Annotated in this window: 22 protein-coding genes; 9 read left to right on the top strand and 13 right to left on the bottom strand. The window is 55.7% G+C overall.

All coding sequences use genetic code 11. The features are described from left to right. Nucleotides 1-169: 169 nt before the first annotated feature. Entirely contained in the window at nt 170-469 is a 300-nt protein-coding gene (locus tag CC94_RS0101840) for a DUF1244 domain-containing protein (RefSeq protein ID WP_031429625.1), read from the bottom strand. A 393-nt stretch (nt 470-862) separates the two neighbouring features. Here CC94_RS0101840 and CC94_RS0101835 point away from each other — a divergent pair, with 393 nt between their 5' ends. From CC94_RS0101835 to CC94_RS21100, 4 genes are read left to right on the top strand one after another with little or no spacing between them, the layout of a single operon-like run. Continuing rightward, a complete protein-coding gene (locus CC94_RS0101835) occupies nt 863-1,399 on the top strand; it encodes a septation protein A (protein ID WP_005373426.1) in 537 nt (178 codons plus the stop codon). Between the two features lie 3 nt (nt 1,400-1,402). Further along, a complete protein-coding gene (locus tag CC94_RS0101830; RefSeq protein ID WP_005373424.1) occupies nt 1,403-1,705 on the top strand; it encodes a YciI family protein in 303 nt (100 codons plus the stop codon). Beyond that, nucleotides 1,702-1,974 carry a BolA family protein gene (locus tag CC94_RS0101825; protein ID WP_005373422.1) on the top strand — a complete coding sequence of 91 codons (273 nt, stop codon included), beginning with the start codon at nt 1,702-1,704 and terminating at the stop codon, nt 1,972-1,974. The genes CC94_RS0101830 and CC94_RS0101825 overlap by 4 nt, the downstream gene beginning before the upstream one ends. A 3-nt stretch (nt 1,975-1,977) precedes the next feature. Then, on the top strand, nt 1,978-3,063 hold the full coding sequence (locus tag CC94_RS21100; protein ID WP_005373421.1) for a peptidylprolyl isomerase: 1,086 nt from the start codon (nt 1,978-1,980) through the stop codon (nt 3,061-3,063). 100 nt (nt 3,064-3,163) lie between these two features. Here the strand turns inward: CC94_RS21100 and CC94_RS21095 are convergent, their stop codons facing one another. After that, nucleotides 3,164-4,156 (bottom strand): hypothetical protein, encoded by a 993-nt coding sequence (locus CC94_RS21095; RefSeq protein WP_005373419.1) that lies wholly within the window; start codon nt 4,154-4,156, stop codon nt 3,164-3,166. 118 nt (nt 4,157-4,274) lie between these two features. Between CC94_RS21095 and CC94_RS0101810 the strand changes: the two genes are divergently transcribed. Continuing rightward, nucleotides 4,275-4,505 (top strand): hypothetical protein, encoded by a 231-nt coding sequence (locus CC94_RS0101810; RefSeq protein ID WP_157203351.1) that lies wholly within the window; start codon nt 4,275-4,277, stop codon nt 4,503-4,505. A 116-nt stretch (nt 4,506-4,621) separates the two neighbouring features. Here CC94_RS0101810 and rsmA read toward each other — a convergent pair whose 3' ends face one another. From rsmA to CC94_RS0101795, 3 genes are all read right to left on the bottom strand, one after another. Beyond that, the gene (rsmA, locus tag CC94_RS0101805) at nt 4,622-5,425 is read right to left on the bottom strand and encodes a 16S rRNA (adenine(1518)-N(6)/adenine(1519)-N(6))-dimethyltransferase RsmA (protein WP_005373416.1); all 804 of its coding nucleotides are present in this window, start codon (nt 5,423-5,425) and stop codon (nt 4,622-4,624) included. Next, nucleotides 5,426-6,430 (bottom strand): 4-hydroxythreonine-4-phosphate dehydrogenase PdxA, encoded by a 1,005-nt coding sequence (pdxA, locus tag CC94_RS0101800; RefSeq protein ID WP_005373414.1) that lies wholly within the window; start codon nt 6,428-6,430, stop codon nt 5,426-5,428. A gap of 125 nt (nt 6,431-6,555) precedes the next feature. Next, the gene (locus tag CC94_RS0101795; protein WP_005373413.1) at nt 6,556-7,731 is read right to left on the bottom strand and encodes an NnrS family protein; all 1,176 of its coding nucleotides are present in this window, start codon (nt 7,729-7,731) and stop codon (nt 6,556-6,558) included. A gap of 185 nt (nt 7,732-7,916) precedes the next feature. Here CC94_RS0101795 and CC94_RS0101785 point away from each other — a divergent pair, with 185 nt between their 5' ends. Continuing rightward, nucleotides 7,917-8,477 carry a thioredoxin family protein gene (locus CC94_RS0101785; RefSeq protein ID WP_005373411.1) on the top strand — a complete coding sequence of 187 codons (561 nt, stop codon included), beginning with the start codon at nt 7,917-7,919 and terminating at the stop codon, nt 8,475-8,477. Nucleotides 8,478-8,608: 131 nt separating this feature from the next. On the opposite strand, the gene CC94_RS0101780 is transcribed toward CC94_RS0101785, so the two are convergent. The 8 genes from CC94_RS0101780 to CC94_RS0101745 all read right to left on the bottom strand — a co-directional run bounded on the left by CC94_RS0101780 (nt 8,609) and on the right by CC94_RS0101745 (nt 14,991). Continuing rightward, nucleotides 8,609-9,499 carry a carbon-nitrogen hydrolase gene (locus CC94_RS0101780; protein ID WP_005373410.1) on the bottom strand — a complete coding sequence of 297 codons (891 nt, stop codon included), beginning with the start codon at nt 9,497-9,499 and terminating at the stop codon, nt 8,609-8,611. A 233-nt stretch (nt 9,500-9,732) separates the two neighbouring features. Then, nucleotides 9,733-10,074, bottom strand: coding sequence for a hypothetical protein (locus CC94_RS0101775; RefSeq protein WP_005373408.1), 342 nt, complete (start codon nt 10,072-10,074; stop codon nt 9,733-9,735). A gap of 94 nt (nt 10,075-10,168) precedes the next feature. Continuing rightward, complete coding sequence (locus tag CC94_RS0101770; protein ID WP_005373406.1) at nt 10,169-10,903, bottom strand: DUF5765 domain-containing protein; 735 nt, start codon at nt 10,901-10,903, stop codon at nt 10,169-10,171. A gap of 163 nt (nt 10,904-11,066) precedes the next feature. After that, a complete protein-coding gene (locus CC94_RS0101765) occupies nt 11,067-11,393 on the bottom strand; it encodes a hypothetical protein (RefSeq protein WP_005373405.1) in 327 nt (108 codons plus the stop codon). Between the two features lie 95 nt (nt 11,394-11,488). Continuing rightward, nucleotides 11,489-12,208: a rhomboid family intramembrane serine protease gene (locus CC94_RS0101760; protein ID WP_005373404.1), complete on the bottom strand. Its 720-nt coding sequence runs from the start codon at nt 12,206-12,208 to the stop codon at nt 11,489-11,491. A gap of 162 nt (nt 12,209-12,370) precedes the next feature. Next, nucleotides 12,371-12,586, bottom strand: a complete 216-nt coding sequence (locus CC94_RS0101755; RefSeq protein WP_005373403.1) for a DUF2905 domain-containing protein — start codon at nt 12,584-12,586, stop codon at nt 12,371-12,373. A gap of 174 nt (nt 12,587-12,760) precedes the next feature. Next, the gene (locus CC94_RS0101750) at nt 12,761-13,333 is read right to left on the bottom strand and encodes a hypothetical protein (protein ID WP_005373402.1); all 573 of its coding nucleotides are present in this window, start codon (nt 13,331-13,333) and stop codon (nt 12,761-12,763) included. Nucleotides 13,334-13,476: 143 nt separating this feature from the next. Continuing rightward, nucleotides 13,477-14,991, bottom strand: a complete 1,515-nt coding sequence (locus CC94_RS0101745) for a phenylacetate--CoA ligase family protein (RefSeq protein ID WP_005373401.1) — start codon at nt 14,989-14,991, stop codon at nt 13,477-13,479. A 257-nt stretch (nt 14,992-15,248) separates the two neighbouring features. Between CC94_RS0101745 and hemN the strand changes: the two genes are divergently transcribed. The 3 genes from hemN to CC94_RS0101730 all read left to right on the top strand — a co-directional run bounded on the left by hemN (nt 15,249) and on the right by CC94_RS0101730 (nt 17,889). After that, nucleotides 15,249-16,631: an oxygen-independent coproporphyrinogen III oxidase gene (gene hemN / locus CC94_RS0101740; protein ID WP_005373400.1), complete on the top strand. Its 1,383-nt coding sequence runs from the start codon at nt 15,249-15,251 to the stop codon at nt 16,629-16,631. A gap of 10 nt (nt 16,632-16,641) precedes the next feature. Beyond that, nucleotides 16,642-16,851, top strand: a complete 210-nt coding sequence (locus CC94_RS0101735) for a SlyX family protein (RefSeq protein WP_005373399.1) — start codon at nt 16,642-16,644, stop codon at nt 16,849-16,851. A 225-nt stretch (nt 16,852-17,076) separates the two neighbouring features. Next, a complete protein-coding gene (locus tag CC94_RS0101730) occupies nt 17,077-17,889 on the top strand; it encodes a hypothetical protein (protein ID WP_005373397.1) in 813 nt (270 codons plus the stop codon). Nucleotides 17,890-18,020: the final 131 nt, after the last annotated feature.

Here is an 18,020-nt window from a genome sequence, read left to right as displayed (position 1 = left end):
CCCGTACGCTCCATAGGAGGGACAGTTCGTGCATAACGGGTGCTGTGGCATGCTTCGGCGATTTTAATCGAGCGGGTCAAGGCATGGCGTAAAAACCGGCATGCCTGGCCCAGGCGTTTCGATGTGCCGCTCGGCCGGGATTTCTGCGTATGATTCGGAAAAACGGATGTCAGGCTTTTGGTTTCTGTTTCAGTTCGAACGTCGCCAACTGTTCAGGAGTCGCCTCTTTCTGGTATTTTTCGCGCCATTCCGGATAAGGCATGCCGTAGACGATTCGGCGCGCTTGCTCGTAATCGACCGATTCGCCGCGCTCCCGGGCGGCTGCCGCATACCATTTGGCCAGGCAGTTTCGGCAAAAGTCCGCCAGAATCATCAGCTCGATATTCTGCACTTCGGTGTGTTGTTGAAAATGGTCGAGCAAGCGCCTGAAAACGGCGGCTTCGATTTCTGTCTGAATTTGTTTGTCCATGGTGGTTCCCGCAAAATCCGCTTCCCATTTTATCAGAAGCAAAAGCCGAATGATGTACATTTGACGGAGTCATCATTATAATACCGGCACAATTCCTGATGGACTGAACAGTCCACTTCAACGGAACCTGCAAGTTCCTGCTTCAACAGCACAGGTTGCCGCGGCGGCTTACGCTGTTTTAACAATTTTCCGGCAGCGGATACGACGACTACAAAAAGCCGAAAGCTGAGGGAACCGTTTTACACCGGCGAGAATCCATCCCGAGACCGGGCTTGAATTTTTCGGCAGCGCCCCCATTACAAAGCCATTGGAGGCTTGTCCGGAGATGGACGAATCATCAGAGATTACCCACAATAACAACTATTATATTGCGCCCTCCATCGCATCAGACGCATGAATCCGATACTCGAATTTTTTCCGATCGTTTTATTTTTCATTGCCTATAAATTTTACGATATCTATGTCGCGACCGGCGTCGTGATTGTCGCGACGATTCTCCAGGTTGCCTACAGCTGGTTCAAGACCCGCAAGGTCAGCACGATGCAGTTGATAACCTTAGGCTTAATCCTAGTGATGGGCGGCGCGACGATCATCCTGCAAAACGAGCAATTCATCAAATGGAAACTGTCGATCGTCGAGTGGCTGTTCGGCCTGGTGTTTCTCGGCAGTCAGTTTATCGGCAAAAAGCCGGTGATCGAACGGATGCTGTCGGCCAATTTGACCTTGCCCGATGCGGTCTGGCGGCGCCTGAACACATTGTGGGGGGGCTTCTTTCTCGGCGTCGGTTTCGTCAATGTGTATGTGATGTACCATTACAGCACCGACGATTGGGTCACTTTCAAGACCTTCGTGGTGCCCGGACTGATGGTCGTCTTTCTGCTCGGCCAGGTCGCACTGATTTATAAACATTTGCCGGAAACCGAGGAATAAACCGTGCTGTACGCGATCATCAGCGAAGACGTGGAAAACAGCCTGGCCAAAAGAGCCGTTGCCCGTCCGAAACACTTGCAGAGGCTGCAGGTGCTTCAGGACGCGGGACGGCTCGTGCTGGCCGGTCCGCATCCTGCCGTCGATACCGAAAATCCGGGCGACGCCGGCTTCACTGGCAGCCTCGTTGTCGCCGAATTCCCCGGTCTTGAAGAGGCCCGGCAGTGGGCCGATAGCGATCCCTATATCGAAGCCGGCGTTTACGCCAGGGTTACCGTCAAACCGTTCAAGAAGGTTTTTCCTCAATGACAGCGCAATTGATCAAACGACTGCTCACCGAAGCTCTCCATCCCGAAAAGCTCGAAATCATCGATAACAGCGCCGCCCATGCCGGACACGCGGGCAATCAAGGCGGCGGTCATTATCATGTCACCATCGTTTCGCCGCTGTTCGAAGGCAAGTCGCTGGTGCAGCGGCACCAGCTGGTTTATAAGGCGCTCGGCGATCTGATGAAGCAACAAATTCATGCCTTGGGCATCAATGCTCTTACCCCCTCAGAAGAAACCAAAGGAAATTAATCGATGAATAAAAAAATCATCCCATTGCTCGTTGCAGGCGCCGGACTGGTCGCCGGCTGTCAACCTCAATCCGGCGGCAGCACCGATGCTTCATCGGCGCCGGTTACGGCGATCGTCAAAAAAGAAGACGCGGTCGCTTCCGTCAATGGCAAATACATCGGCAAGGAGCAGCTGGAAAACCTGGAAAAAGAAATTGCGGCGCGCGCGCACGGCGCCACTTTCCCGAAGGAAAAGCTGGTCGAGGAACTGATTCAGCGTGAATTGCTCGTGCAGGATGCGCTGCAAAAACAATTGGACAAATCGCCGGAATATCTGGAACAGCTCGAAGAAGCCAAAAAATCGATCCTGACGCAGACGTCCCTGAAAAACTTCTTCAAGACCAACCCAGTTACCGATGCGGAAATCAAGGCCGAGTACGACAGCAAGATCGTCGCCGAAACCGGCACCGAATACAAGGCGCGCCATATTCTGGTGAAGACCGAAGAAGAAGCGAAAAAGATCATCGCCGAACTCGACAAAGGTGGCGATTTCGCGAAGCTGGCCAATAAGTATTCCATTGACGCGAAAGAGTCGCAAAACGGCGGCGATCTGGGCTGGTTTGTGGCCGATCAAATGGTGAAGCCTTTCTCCGAGGCGGTCGCCAAACTCGAAAAAGGCAAATACACCAAGGCGCCGGTGCAAACCCAGTTCGGCTGGCACGTGATTCTGCGCGAAGACTCGCGTGCGCAGACCCCGCCTCCGCTGGAAGCCGTCAAAGATCAGTTGACGCCTTATCTGCAGCGTCAAAAATTCCAAAAAATGATCGAGGGGATGCGCCAGCAGGCGAAGGTCGAGATTCTGGTGCCGCTGACCGAAGAAAAACCGAAGGCTGAAGCAACTGCACCGGCTCCGGAACAAAAACCGGCGGCTGAAGGTGCTGCAGCGAAAGAAGCGGCGCCTGCGGAAGAAAAAGCGCCGGCAGCCGAAGCCGCTCCTGCACCCGCCGAACCTGTCAAGGAAGAAGCGGCAAAACCTGCAGCCGAACCGGCAAAGGAAGAAGCCAAGCCGGCTGGATCCGTAGTACCGGCTCCAGCGCCCGAAAAGAAATAAGCGGGATTATTTTCCCGATCCGCTCGAAGGACGGGGCTAATGCCCCGTCTTCTTTCCTACTCAGAAAAAGCCCGGTTTTGGCTCCGCCGTGTACCCGGATTTATCCTTCCAGATATTTTTTCAGCTCCGCAGCAACCAAGCTCTCTCTCATGGTCTCATAATGGCGGCGCAGCATCGAATCGGTCGGCCGCGGAGGTAGCGACAGATGCGACTCGATTTTCGACTGCAATGTCGTTATAAAATGCCGTTTGAGCATCGAGTCTTCGGGAGTTTTTGTCTGTTGGCTTTCCTTGGATGACGACTTTGCCGTCTCGGGAGCGGGCGTTTTCTCCGGTTGGGAGGAAATTGCCGACGCCAGGGCCGCCACTGTCGCATCGTAATGGCGCCGAAGCATCGAGTCGGTGGGCCGAACGGGTTCATAGGATTTGACCGTCGCGGCCAAATGCGTCATAAAATGCCGGCGCAGCATCGAATCCTGAGGAAATACATGCGTCGGGTCGGGTTTCGGATAGGGTGAAGGCTTGGTTTCCGTGTTGGCTGCCGGCTCCGGTTCCGCAGGCGGTTCAGGCGGGAGGATCGGCGCCGGTTCATGGATGGGCGGCTCGTCGGCAACGGAGACTGTTTCTTTAACCGCAGGTGCCGGCGCCGGGGGCGCTGCTTCTTCAGGGGCCTTTTGGCGAAGTGCGGGTTCCTGGCTGTGCTGTTCGGCTTGTTTAATGGCTGCGGCCGTCTCCTTGCGGGTTTTCCAGACGACGCTCCAGACGACAAACGGCATGATCGCCGCGATAAAGGCCGAAACGCCTGCGACCCCGGCCAGGACCGGCATTTCTCTGTCGATCAGATACCTCATCCAGAAAACGAACAGCGCAAAAGCGGAGAAGCCGAAAATGAACTGTAAAATCAGGCTGAAAGGCGAGATCAGCCGTTTGTTCCGGGCCGGCTCCGCGTTATGGGCGATTGCGTGTAAAGACTTGCGGTGCTGCCTGCGCGCACGCCGCAAATCGATGATTTCCAGTAACGTAATGATTAGCAGGATCAGCACCCCGGCAACCGTGGCCTGAATTTCTATCGCGATCGAATCTAATACAGCCATAACTCCTCCTCTTTTTATTATTAAAAATCGTCACCTTATTCGGCAATTTCTTGCCAAAAGCCCAGGATAATTCAGTTAGGCGAAATATTTTGCAACGAGAATGAGGTCGCAGGGTTTAATGGCTGAAATTTATCAGAAACCCAAACGATTTTCTAATAAATTCTTTCCGGTTGGCGAATGGTTCGTTCGGTTCCTGAAGCCAGTCCGGATGCGAAATTGGGCCGCCATTCGGCGCATTTTCCCCTTCATGGCCGGGTGGCGGGTGGGCTGGCATCGGATTAAAGCAATTGCCGAGGAGGCGGCAGAAAAATCGCGGACAAAAAAAATGCGGCTCATCGGGCCGCATTAGAGAAGGATATCTAACTCCCGATTCCGCTTGGGAATCATGCATCTCAAGGAGTTGAATATATTCTAACCGGATTTGTCAAGGTGGGAATGTGGCATATTGTCGCATCATTTCCGAGCCTATTCCTTTTCGGCAGGGCCTGAGTTTTCGCCCAGCAGATGGCTCAATTTGGCGAAGTCCTGCAGTGTCAGATTTTCGGCTCTCAGCTTCGGATCGATCGACAGCGCATCCAGATCGCTGTCCGAAAGCAGATTTTTCAACGAATTGCGCAGGGTCTTCCGGCGCTGTGAAAAGGCTTGCGTGACGATCCGGTTCAGCTTGTCGGTGCTGCCGATCCGAACCGGCGGCCGGCGATGCGGCGTCAGACGAACGATCGAGGACATCACCTTAGGCACCGGATCGAAACTTTCCGGCGGCACGTCGAACAGGTGTTCGGTTTCGCAGTAATATCGCATCATCACGCTGAGCCGGCCGTATTGTTTGTTTCCCGGTTCCGCGCACAAGCGGTCGACGACTTCCTTTTGCAGCATGAAATGCATGTCTTCGATGCAGTCTGCGCTGTTCAATAAATGGAACATCAACGGCGTCGAAATATTGTAGGGAAGATTGCCGACGATGCGCAGCCGTTCGCCCTGTTCGGCCAGCGACGAAAAATCGAATTTCAACGCATCGGCGCTATGAATGCCGAGATGCGGTCGGCCTGCGAATTTTTTCTTCAATAAGGCGACGAGATTGCGGTCCAGTTCGATCACATCGAGGCGTGCGCCGGCCTGGAGGAGCGGTTCGGTCAATGCTCCCTGGCCGGGGCCGATCTCGACCCAGTGCTGGCCGGAACGGATGTCGAGACAAGCGATGATATGCCGGATGACCGACGAGTCGTGCAGAAAATTCTGCCCGAAGCGTTTGCGTGCAATATGTGCCATTTATGGTAGATTTCCTTGCGCCATTTGCGCCGCGATGGCCAGCGCGTAAAGCAGGCTGCCGGTCTCGGCCTTGCCGGTGCCGGCCAAATCGAGCGCCGTGCCGTGGTCGACCGAGGTTCGGATGATCGGCAAGCCGAGCGTGATATTGACCGCCTGGCCGAAACCCATGTGCTTCAGGACCGGCAGTCCCTGGTCGTGATACATCGCCAGCACCGCGTCCGCATCGGCAAGGTATTTCGGGGTGAACAGCGTATCGGCGGGCAGAGGGCCTTGCAGATTCATGCCCTGTAGCCTCAGGTTGACCAAGACCGGCTCGATCACTTCGATCTCTTCGGTGCCGAGGTGGCCGTTTTCGCCCGCATGCGGATTCAGTCCGCAGACCAGAATTCTGGGTCTGTCGATGCCGAACCGGGTGCGTAAATCGTGGTCCAGTACGGAAAGAATCTGGCGCAGGCGGCTGCGGGTGATCGCCCGGCTGACTTCGCTCAGCGGTAGATGCGTGGTGACCAGCGCCACGCGCAAGCCGGGCGTCGCCAGCATCATTACCGGTGTGCCGCCGGTAATAGCCGCAATGTATTCGGTATGGCCGGTAAAAGGATGGCCCGCATCGTTGATGATGCCTTTGTGTACCGGGCCTGTCACCATCGCATCGAAAACGCCCTCCATACAGCCTTTGACCGCCTTGTTCAAGGTTTTCAGCACATAGCGGCTATTGGCCGGATTGAGCAGTCCGCACTGGGCGGGCGCGTTCAGATTTACCGGCACGATCGATAATTCACCGTGCCGATGCGGCGAAGGCGGCAAAGTGCCGTCGAAACGGTTCAGCTTGATTTCGATGCCCAAACGCTCTGCGCGTTCGAGCAAGAGTTCCTCGCTGGCGATCACGACCGCTTCGCAAGGCAGATCGTGCCGGGCGATTTGTATGCAAAGATCGGGACCGATGCCGGCCGGTTCTCCCGGTGTCAAGGCAATCCGCGGGATGCGAGTCAGTGACGGCATGGGCATTGAGCTAACGGGCGCCGCAGGCTTCTTGTATGAAAAAGACTGCGCTATGGAACCGGATAAGGGAAAAAACCGGCGGCATCCCCTCTGCCGTCGTCGATAAGCCGATGATTTGCGTCATGCGCCGGTTAACCCTTTAGCCCGTCGATGCGGGGGGTCGCCAGAATTGGGGAATAGACATACACGAACAGCGCGAAGGCGGCCAGCCAGAACAGCATCGACAAATAAACCAGCGTGCCGTACCAGTCGGGCAGAGCGATCGGCAGCAGTACGCGGATCAGGGCCGCAATATTCAGCAAAATGAAGCCGATCGCCATTGCGTTGGAAGCGCGCAGCGCCCGGCCGGTATGGCCCAGGGAAACCCGCGCCATCATGCCGAGCGTCAGCACGCCGATGCCGCCGACCGTAAAGGCATGTAATGACAGAGACGGCTGCACCAAGCCGTACGCCGACAGCGCGGTCAGCCCGAAACCCAGAATGATCCAGCCGTAACCCGCGTACAAGACCCACAGTAAGGGCACATACCAGACGCGCTGCACATACCAGCCCCAGACCCGCACCAAATTGCACAGCGCCGCGAGGCCCGACGCCACCGCCAGCGGCAGGCCGTTGACGCCGGCCAGCAGCAGGCCGTATGCCAGCACCGCGCTGCCGACCGCGCCGTATTCATAAGCGGGGCTGCTGTGAACTTTGACGCCGGGCAGGCCGCGCTCGGTAAAAAACGGAAATACGCGGCCGGCGATCACCAGGATTAACAGTACGATCGTGGCGACCGCCAGTTGAAGGCCCAGCCAGGCCAGGTGCGGAAGCGACGCCAGAATGCCGGCGTGGATCAGACCGTTGGCGCACGCCAATATCAGCAGGATGCCGATAAAGATCAGGTTTCGATATTGTCGGACGGCTACGATGGGCTTGGCGACCTGATAGGCCAGCATGGGCAAGAACGCAAAATCGATGGCTGCGATTACCGCATCGGGCAGCAATCCGGCATAAAACGGCGCAATTCGCCCGTACACCCAGACCAGGCACAAGGTGGCCAGTTGATCTCCTGTCAGGGTCTGTTTGCCGGTCCAGTTTTTGACCGCCGTCAACAGAAAACCGGCAATCACCGCGACCGAATAACCGAGCAGCATTTCGTGCGCATGCCAATTGACATTCCCGAAATAATTGGCTCCGCTCAGTTTGCCGTTATAGATCGCATTCCAAAGCACGATCAACAGCAGCGCCGAAAGGCCTGCCAGGACAAAGAAGGCTCTAAATCCCAAGGCGAAAAGCGGATAATCGAAAAGTTTGGGTGAGGTCATAAATTAAGTGCTCCATCCGGTCCGGTTCGGCTCCATAAACCTTGCTATTATACGCAATTCTGTTTAAAAGGGTTCAGGGATTGACTTCCCGGCGGCGCTTCCGCGGCGGCAAACGGCGGTTTCCCGGCACGGCGGATTCTTTTATAATCGGAAGAATCCAACAACGTTCAAAGGAGGATTTACCCATGGCGGAAACTTTATCCCAAATGATGCCGCTCGGCACCACCGCACCGGATTTTTCATTGCCCGATACGGTGACCGGTGCGGCATTCAGCCTGCAGGACCTGAAAGGTGAAAAAGGCACGATCGTGATGTTCATCTGCAACCATTGCCCTTATGTGCTGCATGTGAAGGCGCAATTGATCGCGATTGCGAAAGAATACAAAGACAAAGGCATCGCGACGATCGCGATCAGTTCGAACGACGTGAAAAATTATCCGGAGGATGAGCCGGACAAGATGAAGGCGATGATGGAAGCATGGGACCGGCCTTTTGCGGCCTATCTATACGACGAAAGCCAGGAAACCGCGAGAGCCTACCAGGCCGCCTGCACCCCCGATATTTATTTGTTCGATGCCGGCTTGGCCTGCGTCTACCGCGGCCGGCTCGACGGCGCCATGCCGAAGAACGAGGTGCCGGTGACCGGGTCGGATTTGCGTGCCGCGCTCGACAATCTGCTGGCGGGCCGGCCGATCGATCCGCAGCAGATTCCGAGCATGGGCTGCAATATCAAATGGAAGACGTAGGGTACGCTGCGTGTACCTTGCCGACTCAACGAAAGGAAAGATCCGAAATCATCAGAAACGGTACGCGCAGCGTACCCTACGCAGTTGAATAAGATGCGCGGCGCGCCTTCTTTTAGAGGAAAGGTCCGGCCTTAATCGATAAAACGCCGGGTCAGGTCGCCGAATGCTTCGATCCGGCGGTCGCGCAGGAACGGCCAGATCTGGCGGATGCGCTTGCTGCGCGCCGGATCGAGCGCGGCGGTCAGGACTTTGACTTCGCTCTCGTCCGCATTGTCCAGAATCTCGCCTTGCGGACCCGCGATGAAACTGTTGCCCCAGAAATTGATCCCGACGCCGGCCTCCTGATCGGGCGCCTGTTCGAAGCCGATCCGGTTGCAGGAAATTACCGGGATGCCATTGGCGACCGCATGCGCGCGCTGGACCGTGATCCAGGCGTTCAGCTGGCGCTGGTGTTCTTCCGGCGTGTCGTTAGGGTCCCAGCCGATCGCGGTCGGGTAAATCAGAATGTCCGCACCGGCCAGCGCCATCAACCGGGCGCCTTCCGGATACCATTGGTCCCAGCAGACCTGGACGCCCAGTTTGCCGATCGAGGTTTCGATCGGCGTGAAACCGAGGTCGCCGGGCGTGAAGTAATACTTTTCGTAAAACCCCGGATCGTCCGGAATATGCATTTTCCGGTATTTGCCGGCGATCCGTCCATCCTTGTCGAACACGACGGCGGTGTTGTGGTACAGGCCGGGCGCTCTTTCTTCGAAAATCGTCGAGACGATCACGATGCCCAGTTTTTTTGCAACCGCGGACAGCGTTTCGGTCGCAGGACCGGGAATCGGCTGGGCCAGCGCGAAATGGTTGTAGTCTTCGTTCTGGCAGAAATAAGGTCCCAGATGCAGCTCGGGCAGGACCACCAGATCGGCCTTGGCTGCGGCGGCTTGGTGAATTTTTTCGATCGAGAAGTCGAGATTGCTTTGCCTGTCCAGATGGCAGGGCTGTTGTACGGCAGTAGCGATGATCGGAGATTTCATAACGGTAAAAGTGGATTCAATCCGGGTATTTTATAACGGATTACATGAAGGTGTGCAGTAGAGGGCTGGAGCCGGATTTTGGTTCCGGCCCTGTTAGGAGACCTTCGACGATAGGCTCCGGGAAGGAGTATTCCTACTTCCCACGCGCAACAGGCGGCAAGGGCTGGGTCAAACATTGCTTATCGAAAAGACCTGCCAGGTTTTTAAAACCTGGCAGGTCTGACATTATCCAATCAGCGCATTTTATCCAAATGTTTGAACAGCAGCACGATGATGGCAGCCGGGATAATTGCGGCGGTGATTTCCCAGTAACCCATCGCGACCAGCACGAGCTGATTAGCGATCAGCAGGACCGTGTAAAACAGGGCCGCCCAACGCTTCAGCAGCCACAGGCCGGCGATGCAGATCAGGCTTAATATGACCGAAAACGAAAAATAGACCGGGTAGATCGCGCCGACCTGTTTGGACATCGGCGAGAAGACCAGGTTGATCATTTGTATCGCATTGATGAGTCCGACCACGCAGATGGCGGTGATGACGGCCGGTTTTTCCGGATTCCAGCGTATCTCGTTCATAAGTATCCTCAAGCGAATTGAAGAGGACTTCATTACTGCGGAGGTATGCTCGCCGCGGTTGCCGAAGCCCCTGTTTGCAAATTGAGCGGGACGATCAGGACGTGCCGCGTAGATCGAGGGCCGCCCGGGCTTCGATAGGGCCCGGCGTGAAATATTTTTTGAACACCGGCATGAAACTGCCGGTGATCGGGATCGAGTAAAAGCAATAAATCGCGGCCGCTTCGCCGGTCGAAACGCCGAAGAGCCATTGCGGCACGAACAGGGTCAGCAGCGCCATCACGCCGTGATAGAGGCCGATCCGCCAATTGTTGGGCCAGACGAAGGCGCTGAGAGCGAGCGCGAACAACGATCCCCAAGTCACCAACAGGCCAAGCGCGCTCTGAATCGCATAGGCGATATGGTAGGTGCCCATGTACAGGCAGGAAATCATGTTGCCGATGAAGTTCGGCTCGACGTTGAACAGCTGGATCTCTTTCGGCAGAAAGCTGAACAGGATGAACGAACCGCTCATCGCCGCGCCTGCGATCGTGGCGCGTTTCAGCGCGCCGGGATCGGTCGAATAGGTGGCCAGCGCCGGCATGATCGCGAAAGACTGCAGGGCGATATGGTAAGTCGACAATTCGCTGAGCAGCTGATTGGTTCCGTAACCGCATTGCCCCGCGACCGGATAGGCGAAATACTGGATCAGCTCCATCAGCGAAAAATGGAAAATCGCGAAGGCCCGCGCGGCGCGCACCGGCAATGTTTCGCTCTTGTCCATGAACGTGATGCCCGACGCGGCGAAGCCGACGATGCCCAACCCCAATGACATATTTGCACTAAAACACATAACGATCCCAATTAATTAGATAGTGAAAAAAAACACACGGGCGAAAGGGCGGACGGGAACGGCGTCCGCTCGCGTGATATTGCCGTTTTGTTGCGCCCAATAAAAAAGGCGTGGCGGACTTCTCCGTCACGCCTTTTTATTTCCCCGGGCGCGGGGTGAAAAATTAGGCTTTTACCGAATTTACGATCGCATTGAAGGCTTCGACCTTGGCTTTGCCGATTTTGACCAGATCCACGCCGGTTTCGATAATCATCGGGCACAGGCCGGGCGTCCGATAGACGATCAATCCCAGATAAGCCACGGCCGGAATCGCAATCGCCGCGCCGATGAAGCCATGCAGGCCGACCAGACCGAACAGTTTGACCAGCAGGGTCACCGCATCCAGAGGCAGTAAAATCATCGCCCCGAAATAGGTGATGACCACGAAGATGAATACGACGAACACCACGAACTGGAGCAACCTGACCAGGGCAACATTAATTTTTTTCATATAATTTCGTAATTTCCTGATTCCAACTTAAATGAGCTTTAGTCAAAAAGAACCCGCACCCGAAACTGATGCTCTTTTCTTTTTTTAACCGCGGATTATATCTTAAAGCTGCCGGAATCTTCCATTTTTATTCCGTGCGGCGGTTTTTTAAGAAAAAACCGGTATATCAGAAAGCCGGCGATAAAACCGCCCAGATGTGCCCACCAGGCCATTTTGGCGGCGCCGCCCTCGAATAGGATCGACGTCGTCGCTTCGTTCAATTGATAGATGACCCAGAGGCCTAAGAAAGCGATCGCCGGCACATGCACGACGACCGGCAGAAAAAATATCGGCACCCAGAGGATGATGCGCGCCATGGGATAAAGAAAAAAATACGCGGCCAAAACGCCCGCAATCGGCCCGGAGGCGCCGACGACCGGGATCGCCAGGTAAGGATCGAAATACCATTGCAAGGCCGTCGCGACCAGGCCGCACAGCAGATAAAACGCCAAAAACGACAGATGCCCCATTCTATCCTCGACGTTGTCGCCGAAAATCCACAGGAACCACATATTGATGATCAGATGGAACCAGCTTCCGTGCAGGAACAGGTTGGTCAGAAACGAAAGATAAGCATCGAACGGCAGCCCCGCACGACTCGCCCATTCCGGGTTCGAATAACGCAGCGGCACCATCCCGAAACGGGCGATCAGGGGATTGCTGACTTCGTAAGGCAAAAACTGCATCCCGACAAAAATGCTTGTGCAGACTGCGATCAGTCCCCAGGTGATGACGGGACGGGTATTGCAAGGCGCGGTATCTCGGATGGGAATCATGGTGCTTGCTCCGTGTTTGCTGATGAATCATATAGTAATTCAAATGGCTCTTGGCGAGGCGAGAAAGTTCCTGTTTTGACGGGGAACAGATGAAGCGGACGGGCCATGCCTTTGAAAACGCGGCTTTCCCGGATGTACTGCGGCCGTGGGCGTAGCGTAGGGTTATTTGCGGAAGAACAGATTGGCCAGCAGCGTGAAGAGCAGGCTGATTATGATCATCGATGTGATCGGAATGAAAATGGATTTTTTGTCGTCCTGGATATGAATGTCGCCCGGCAATTTGCCGAACCAGCCGAAAAGGCCGGGCAGATAGGTCAGGACAAGTCCGATAATGGCGATCGCGATACCGAGCATCGTCAATAATTTTCCAACCGACATCGAAACCTCCAGATAAATCGGGTGCGGAATAAATGGCCCGGCAAAGAAAACAGCCAGCGGAAAAAAGCCGGCTGTTTTTGTAGAAAAGTAAGCGTTACCTTACTTCAACACCTGCCTGAGTCGAATCTCGATCATCCTGTCATGCCGCTTCCGGGCAGGCGGCAGCTTTTTCCGTTAGCCTTTGTCGGCCACGGTCACGCACAGGTTGGTCGGTTTTTGCTGGGCGTCCAGTACCGGTTTCAACGTAAACGAAACGATCGTATCGACGCCCGCATCCCCTAAATCCTTGACCGGCACGTTTTCGACCGAAATCTTGCTGCCTTTGACCTTCCACGGGTAATCGGCGTCGAAGGCGGCATTTTTGGCCGAATTTTCCAAGTCCACTTCGAAGTTGGCGCCCGCGCAGGCGGCGGTTGGCTCTTTCAGATCGAGGACATGGGTATGAAAGCCGTTGGTAGCATCTTCGTGCGAACTGTCGTCGATCTGCAAATGGGTTACCAACACCAGCAGATTATTGGCGTTGTCGGTCAGCGCCGCATAGCCGAAGGCGCCGGATTTGCCGTCGACCGGAATCGGTTTTGCGGTCTGGATGTCCATCGCCAGTGTTTTTTTGTCGCCTTTTCCGGTGACTTTAACCGTAGAACTCCAGATCGATAGGTAACCTTCGGTTTCGGCTATCGTCGCGCCGCTTGCCAAAGATAAACCGGCTGCCGCCGACAGCAGGGTGAGGATTTTGCGCAATTTCATAAAAGGCCTCCGTCAGTAATTTAAGTATCGAATCGATATTATAGTCGGCGCCGTCCAGAATTCAACCTTTTTACCTTGCCGATTAGACAAGTCTTTGACGATCGGTTCTTCGATTTCCCGCATTACACCGCGGAGATAAGGCTTCAAGCAGGCGTCTGGCGCCGGGTATAGCGGTGCTTGACGCCGACGGGAAAATATTCCGGATCGCCGAACGGCCTGAGCTCGATCCGGGGCATCTGCCGGGGCGGCGGCACATAGTTGGCGAACTCGCTGTTCAGCCTGAGTAACTGCGTATGCACAGCGGACGCCGCGGCCGCTTCTATGCCGGCGTCGGCCATGACGCCGGGCAGGAGTTCGACCGCGATGCACAGGAATTCGGAGCCGTTCCGGTCGTTTTTGACCTCCATGACGAATTTGCCGCTGACCCGGTTCGCCAATTCCGGCTGCTCCAGGCCCACCACTACGTTTTCCGGGTAGATATTGGCGCCGTAAAAGGACACGGTGAAATCGGCGCGGCCGAATATCCAAACGAAGGGCAGGGGGAAGGCTTCGCCTTGGAAGCCGTAATTCTCGAGCGCAGCCAGACCCCGCGCCTGAAGAAAAGCGATCAGCTCGTCATGGCCGATCAGTCCGCCCCGGTCGGCGATGTGGTAGCGGATCAGCGGCACGCCGTTATCGCCGGTTACCGCCAGCGTATTCTCGTCGATCAACTCGAAGTAGCGGCTGACCGGATCGTATTGAACCAGAGTCGGCAGGCGCGATTCGCCGAACAGTTCGCGGGCGACGTCCGGGTGCTCGGATAGAAAGCGCCGGATCGCGATGCTGAGCGGGGTCTCGTTGCCGAGCACGCCGCCGTCCGCGGTGCCGTAGAGCGACGCGGAGCCGTGGCAGGGCGCGGCCGATCCGACCCGCTGCAGCATCAGGCTGCGCCATTCTTCGCTGAACACTTCGCCGGCGAAGACAAACTTGATGTGGAGCGTGGACCAGTCGAGCCCTTGGGCCGCGCCGGTATCGATGACGTCCTTCACGAAAGGCGGATAGCCGAGCAGCACCGTCTGTTCGAAAAAGGGGCCCAGTTCGCGCACCACGCGCAGGATTTCGTCCGGCTTGTTGCCCGGGGTGGCGACGGTTAGCGGATAGCCTTTCTGCGCCAGATGCCAGCAGCATGAAGCCGTAAACACGCCGCCGACCCAATTGCCGAGCGGGAAACAGACGACGGCCAGCGTAGCGCGCCGGTCGGCGCGGAAGCTGTGGCGAAACACATGCTCGAAGTGCGAGGCGATGTCCAGTTCGTCCGTCATTGCGCGCGGCCAGAAAGTCGGGATTCCGGTCGATCCCGAAGATACCGCGAGCCGGTCGCAGGCGGCGAGCAGGCCGTCTTTGCAGCGCGCCGGCAACGGGTATTTATGCATGTAGTTGGCTTTGTCCATGAGCGGGAGCGAAGCAAATCCGCCGCCAGCGACGATCGAGTCCGGATCGATGCCGCGCTCCTGCAGAAATAGCCGGTAAGCCGGTACCTCGGCGGCGGCCGTTTTGAACAGTTGCAGCGCATGGCGAGATGGATCGGCGGCTATGCGGCGGCGCAAAATCGTTTCCAGCGGCGTGGTGAGAAAAGCCGACAATTTTTCGACGACAAGAGGGGGACGGTCGGTATTCATGGAATTCTCCTGATGAGAAACGGGAAAAATGTCAGCGAAGAGCATTTCCGGTTTGGCTTCCGGATCCGCTGCGTTCGATAAAAGTCGAAATTTTTCAACGAAACCGGCCAAAATGGAAGCCGGTTCGTTTTTTGATGGACAACAGCATTCAGGATTGGCCGAGTTTGCTTGCGATCGTGGACGCCCGCTCGCGACTGCGTCTACAATAAGCTTACTTTTAAAGCGTTTATTCCTTGCCGGGACCCATTTTCTTCTCCATGGATCAATCAATCATTTTCGACCTGAACCTGATCAACCGCTACGATAAGGCCGGGCCGCGTTATACCTCCTACCCGACCGCACTCGAACTGCACGAGGGGTTCACCGATACCGATTACCGCTGGCATATCGCCAAATCGAACCGGGCGGGCGGCCCGTTGTCCTTGTATTTTCATCTGCCGTTTTGCGATACGGTCTGCTTTTATTGCGCCTGCAACAAGATCGTGACCAAAAATCGCGGGCATGCGGTGCCGTATCTGGATAATCTCTGCAAGGAGATCGCCATGCAGGGCGCGTTGTTCGATAAAAGCCGGGTTGTCGATCAACTGCACTGGGGCGGGGGAACCCCAACTTTTTTGAGCGACGACCAGATGCAGCGGCTGATGGCGGTCACGCGCGCCCATTTTTCGCTGCGGGACGACGACCGCGGCGAATATTCGATCGAGATCGACCCCCGGGAAACGCATGAAGGTACCATCGAACAGCTGCGCGGGCTGGGCTTCAACCGGATCAGCCTGGGCGTGCAGGATTTCGATCCGAAAGTGCAGCGGGCGGTGAACCGGCTGCAAAGTGAGGAACAGACCTTCAGCGTGATGGAAGCTGCGCGCAGGCACGGCTTTCGCTCGACCAATATCGATCTGATCTACGGCCTGCCGCTGCAAACGGTCGAAACTTTTTCCAAAACGCTCGACAGGATTCTGGCCGCGCGGCCGGACCGGCTGTCGGTGTTCAATTATGCGCACTTGCCGACGCGGTTCAAGACCCAACGTCAAATCCATGAAGCCGACTTGCCGGCCCCGGACGTGAAGCTGGCCATCCTGCAAATGGTCGGCTTGCGGCTGACCGAGGCCGGCTATGCGTATATCGGCATGGACCATTTTGCAAGGCCCGACGACGAGCTCGCGATCGCGCAGCGCGAAGGCAAGCTGTACCGTAATTTCCAGGGTTATTCCACGCATTCGGATTGCGACCTGGTCGGGTTCGGGATTACGTCGATCGGCCGGGTGGGGGATGCGTATATCCAGAACGTGAAAGACCTCGAAACCTACGACAAATTGATCCGCCACCATAAACTGCCGGTGTTCAAAGGCGTCGATCTCGATCAGGACGACAAACTGCGCCGGGCGGTGATTACCCAATTGATCTGCCATTTCGAATTGAGTTTCGCGGTAATCGAAAAAAAATTTGCGATCGATTTCGCCGACTATTTCGCTCGCGAAATCGAAGTTTTGAAGCCGATGCAGGCCGACGGCTTATTGGCATTGTCGGCCGAAGGAATTGCGGTCTCTCCGGCGGGCCGTTTGCTGATCCGCAATATCTGCATGGTATTCGACCGCTATCTGGCGCAAAAAAACCGGCAGCAGTTTTCGAAAGTTATTTAAGAAGCAAGCAATGAACGAAGAAAGGATCATAGAACTCGAAATCAAGGCCGCCTATCAGGAAGATTTACTGCAGGCCTTGAATCGGGTCGTCAGTCAGCAGCAACAGCAAATAGACCGGCTCGAAGGCATCTGCCGCCTTTTGAACGAGCGGATGCAGAATCTGTTGGCCGAAACCGGCAATACCGGCGAAACGGTTCACGAGATTCCTCCCCATTACTGATTCGAGGAGTCGCCTCCAGTCTTGCGGCAGTTTGTAACCGATGCGCAAGCAGTGCCTCCCGCGTGCGTTTCCAATCCGGAATCCATCGCCGTTTTTGCGGCTCCGTTTCGGTTTAAAACATGTAATTGATTAATATTGATTGACTTTTTTGGTGGTGCTTGTTATCAATGCGCTGGTCCGGTCAACCATAAACTATAACAATAACATCATCAAAAGGGGGAATGCATGGAATCGAATAGCGACACGGTCCAAAGCGATTTGTTGATCAAGCTGAATCGGCTGGAAGATCAGGTTTCGACATTAACGATGCAGTTGGAGTTGAACAAAGAGACCATTGCGTTTTTGAAAACGACCTTGGCCGAGCGCGATACCTATATCGGCGATTTGGAAACGAAACTGGCGGCAGCACAGAAAGAGCTCGAGAAATCGACGCTGGACAAGATTTACGAGTTGCGCTACCAGATCAAAAATGGAATCGACGAGAGAATGGTCAGGCCGGTATTAGGCGAGATTCGGCGCAACATCGGCTTGTTGCAGGGCTTCGTCGACCACAGCCGGGAGGTCATCAAACAAAAACAACGGCTGCTGCGGGAAAATACCCAGGCGACGGTCAGCCTGATTCAACGCAGCCCCGACAAGGCGATGCACTATTTCGAACAGGCGATCCTTGAGCCCACGCGTTTCGCGATGCATCACATCTCCCAGCAGACGGCGATCCGCTACGCCGCCGTCATTCAGCAGCTGCAGGAAGAGGTGTTAAAGCCGGGCGCGCGAAACTACGACCGCCTCGCGCATTTTGCGAAAGAGTTGCCGTCGGATATTTCCGTGCTGTTTCAGATGCGGGTGGTCGATCCTTTGCGGTCCTTCATCAACGCGATTCCCCGCGCCACGGAGGATCTCGGCGGCGCCTCCAAGACCCGGATAAAACAATTGATCGGCTACAACCGCAAGCTGATCCGGAAATTTATCGGGTTTTTGTCGAACGAAATCAAGAAATCGCCGTTCTGGGACGGGAAAAATCGGGCGGCGTCGGCCTGATCATTCTGGCCGTTCTTGTTCACTGTATACTCGCGGGAGAGAGCAGCCATTTTCTCTGAGTTTCCCTCTCTCCGCTACGCATACGCGCCGGGGAACGGTAAATACCGCCAGGATGTCACGCTAGCTCGGGC

It is taken from the genome of Methylomicrobium agile (assembly GCF_000733855.1).
Lineage (GTDB): Bacteria > Pseudomonadota > Gammaproteobacteria > Methylococcales > Methylomonadaceae > Methylomicrobium > Methylomicrobium agile.
This window is presented reverse-complemented; position numbering and strand designations above follow the sequence as displayed.

What these genes read in the sequence shown, in the direction of transcription:
- CC94_RS0101730 (WP_005373397.1), top strand. Translation starts at nt 17,077, where the DNA reads ATGGAATCGAATAGCGACACGGTCCAAAGCGATTTGTTGATCAAGCTG.
- CC94_RS0101770 (WP_005373406.1), bottom strand. Translation starts at nt 10,903, where the DNA reads ATGTGTTTTAGTGCAAATATGTCATTGGGGTTGGGCATCGTCGGCTTC.
- CC94_RS21100 (WP_005373421.1), top strand. Translation starts at nt 1,978, where the DNA reads ATGAATAAAAAAATCATCCCATTGCTCGTTGCAGGCGCCGGACTGGTC.
- CC94_RS0101750 (WP_005373402.1), bottom strand. Translation starts at nt 13,333, where the DNA reads ATGAAATTGCGCAAAATCCTCACCCTGCTGTCGGCGGCAGCCGGTTTA.
- CC94_RS0101825 (WP_005373422.1), top strand. Translation starts at nt 1,702, where the DNA reads ATGACAGCGCAATTGATCAAACGACTGCTCACCGAAGCTCTCCATCCC.
- CC94_RS0101755 (WP_005373403.1), bottom strand. Translation starts at nt 12,586, where the DNA reads ATGTCGGTTGGAAAATTATTGACGATGCTCGGTATCGCGATCGCCATT.
- CC94_RS0101775 (WP_005373408.1), bottom strand. Translation starts at nt 10,074, where the DNA reads ATGAACGAGATACGCTGGAATCCGGAAAAACCGGCCGTCATCACCGCC.
- CC94_RS21095 (WP_005373419.1), bottom strand. Translation starts at nt 4,156, where the DNA reads ATGGCTGTATTAGATTCGATCGCGATAGAAATTCAGGCCACGGTTGCC.
- CC94_RS0101785 (WP_005373411.1), top strand. Translation starts at nt 7,917, where the DNA reads ATGGCGGAAACTTTATCCCAAATGATGCCGCTCGGCACCACCGCACCG.
- CC94_RS0101760 (WP_005373404.1), bottom strand. Translation starts at nt 12,208, where the DNA reads ATGATTCCCATCCGAGATACCGCGCCTTGCAATACCCGTCCCGTCATC.
- CC94_RS0101810 (WP_157203351.1), top strand. Translation starts at nt 4,275, where the DNA reads ATGGCTGAAATTTATCAGAAACCCAAACGATTTTCTAATAAATTCTTT.
- CC94_RS0101745 (WP_005373401.1), bottom strand. Translation starts at nt 14,991, where the DNA reads ATGAATACCGACCGTCCCCCTCTTGTCGTCGAAAAATTGTCGGCTTTT.
- rsmA (WP_005373416.1), bottom strand. Translation starts at nt 5,425, where the DNA reads ATGGCACATATTGCACGCAAACGCTTCGGGCAGAATTTTCTGCACGAC.
- CC94_RS0101735 (WP_005373399.1), top strand. Translation starts at nt 16,642, where the DNA reads ATGAACGAAGAAAGGATCATAGAACTCGAAATCAAGGCCGCCTATCAG.
- CC94_RS0101765 (WP_005373405.1), bottom strand. Translation starts at nt 11,393, where the DNA reads ATGAAAAAAATTAATGTTGCCCTGGTCAGGTTGCTCCAGTTCGTGGTG.
- CC94_RS0101835 (WP_005373426.1), top strand. Translation starts at nt 863, where the DNA reads ATGAATCCGATACTCGAATTTTTTCCGATCGTTTTATTTTTCATTGCC.
- CC94_RS0101795 (WP_005373413.1), bottom strand. Translation starts at nt 7,731, where the DNA reads ATGACCTCACCCAAACTTTTCGATTATCCGCTTTTCGCCTTGGGATTT.
- hemN (WP_005373400.1), top strand. Translation starts at nt 15,249, where the DNA reads ATGGATCAATCAATCATTTTCGACCTGAACCTGATCAACCGCTACGAT.
- CC94_RS0101780 (WP_005373410.1), bottom strand. Translation starts at nt 9,499, where the DNA reads ATGAAATCTCCGATCATCGCTACTGCCGTACAACAGCCCTGCCATCTG.
- CC94_RS0101840 (WP_031429625.1), bottom strand. Translation starts at nt 469, where the DNA reads ATGGACAAACAAATTCAGACAGAAATCGAAGCCGCCGTTTTCAGGCGC.
- pdxA (WP_005373414.1), bottom strand. Translation starts at nt 6,430, where the DNA reads ATGCCCATGCCGTCACTGACTCGCATCCCGCGGATTGCCTTGACACCG.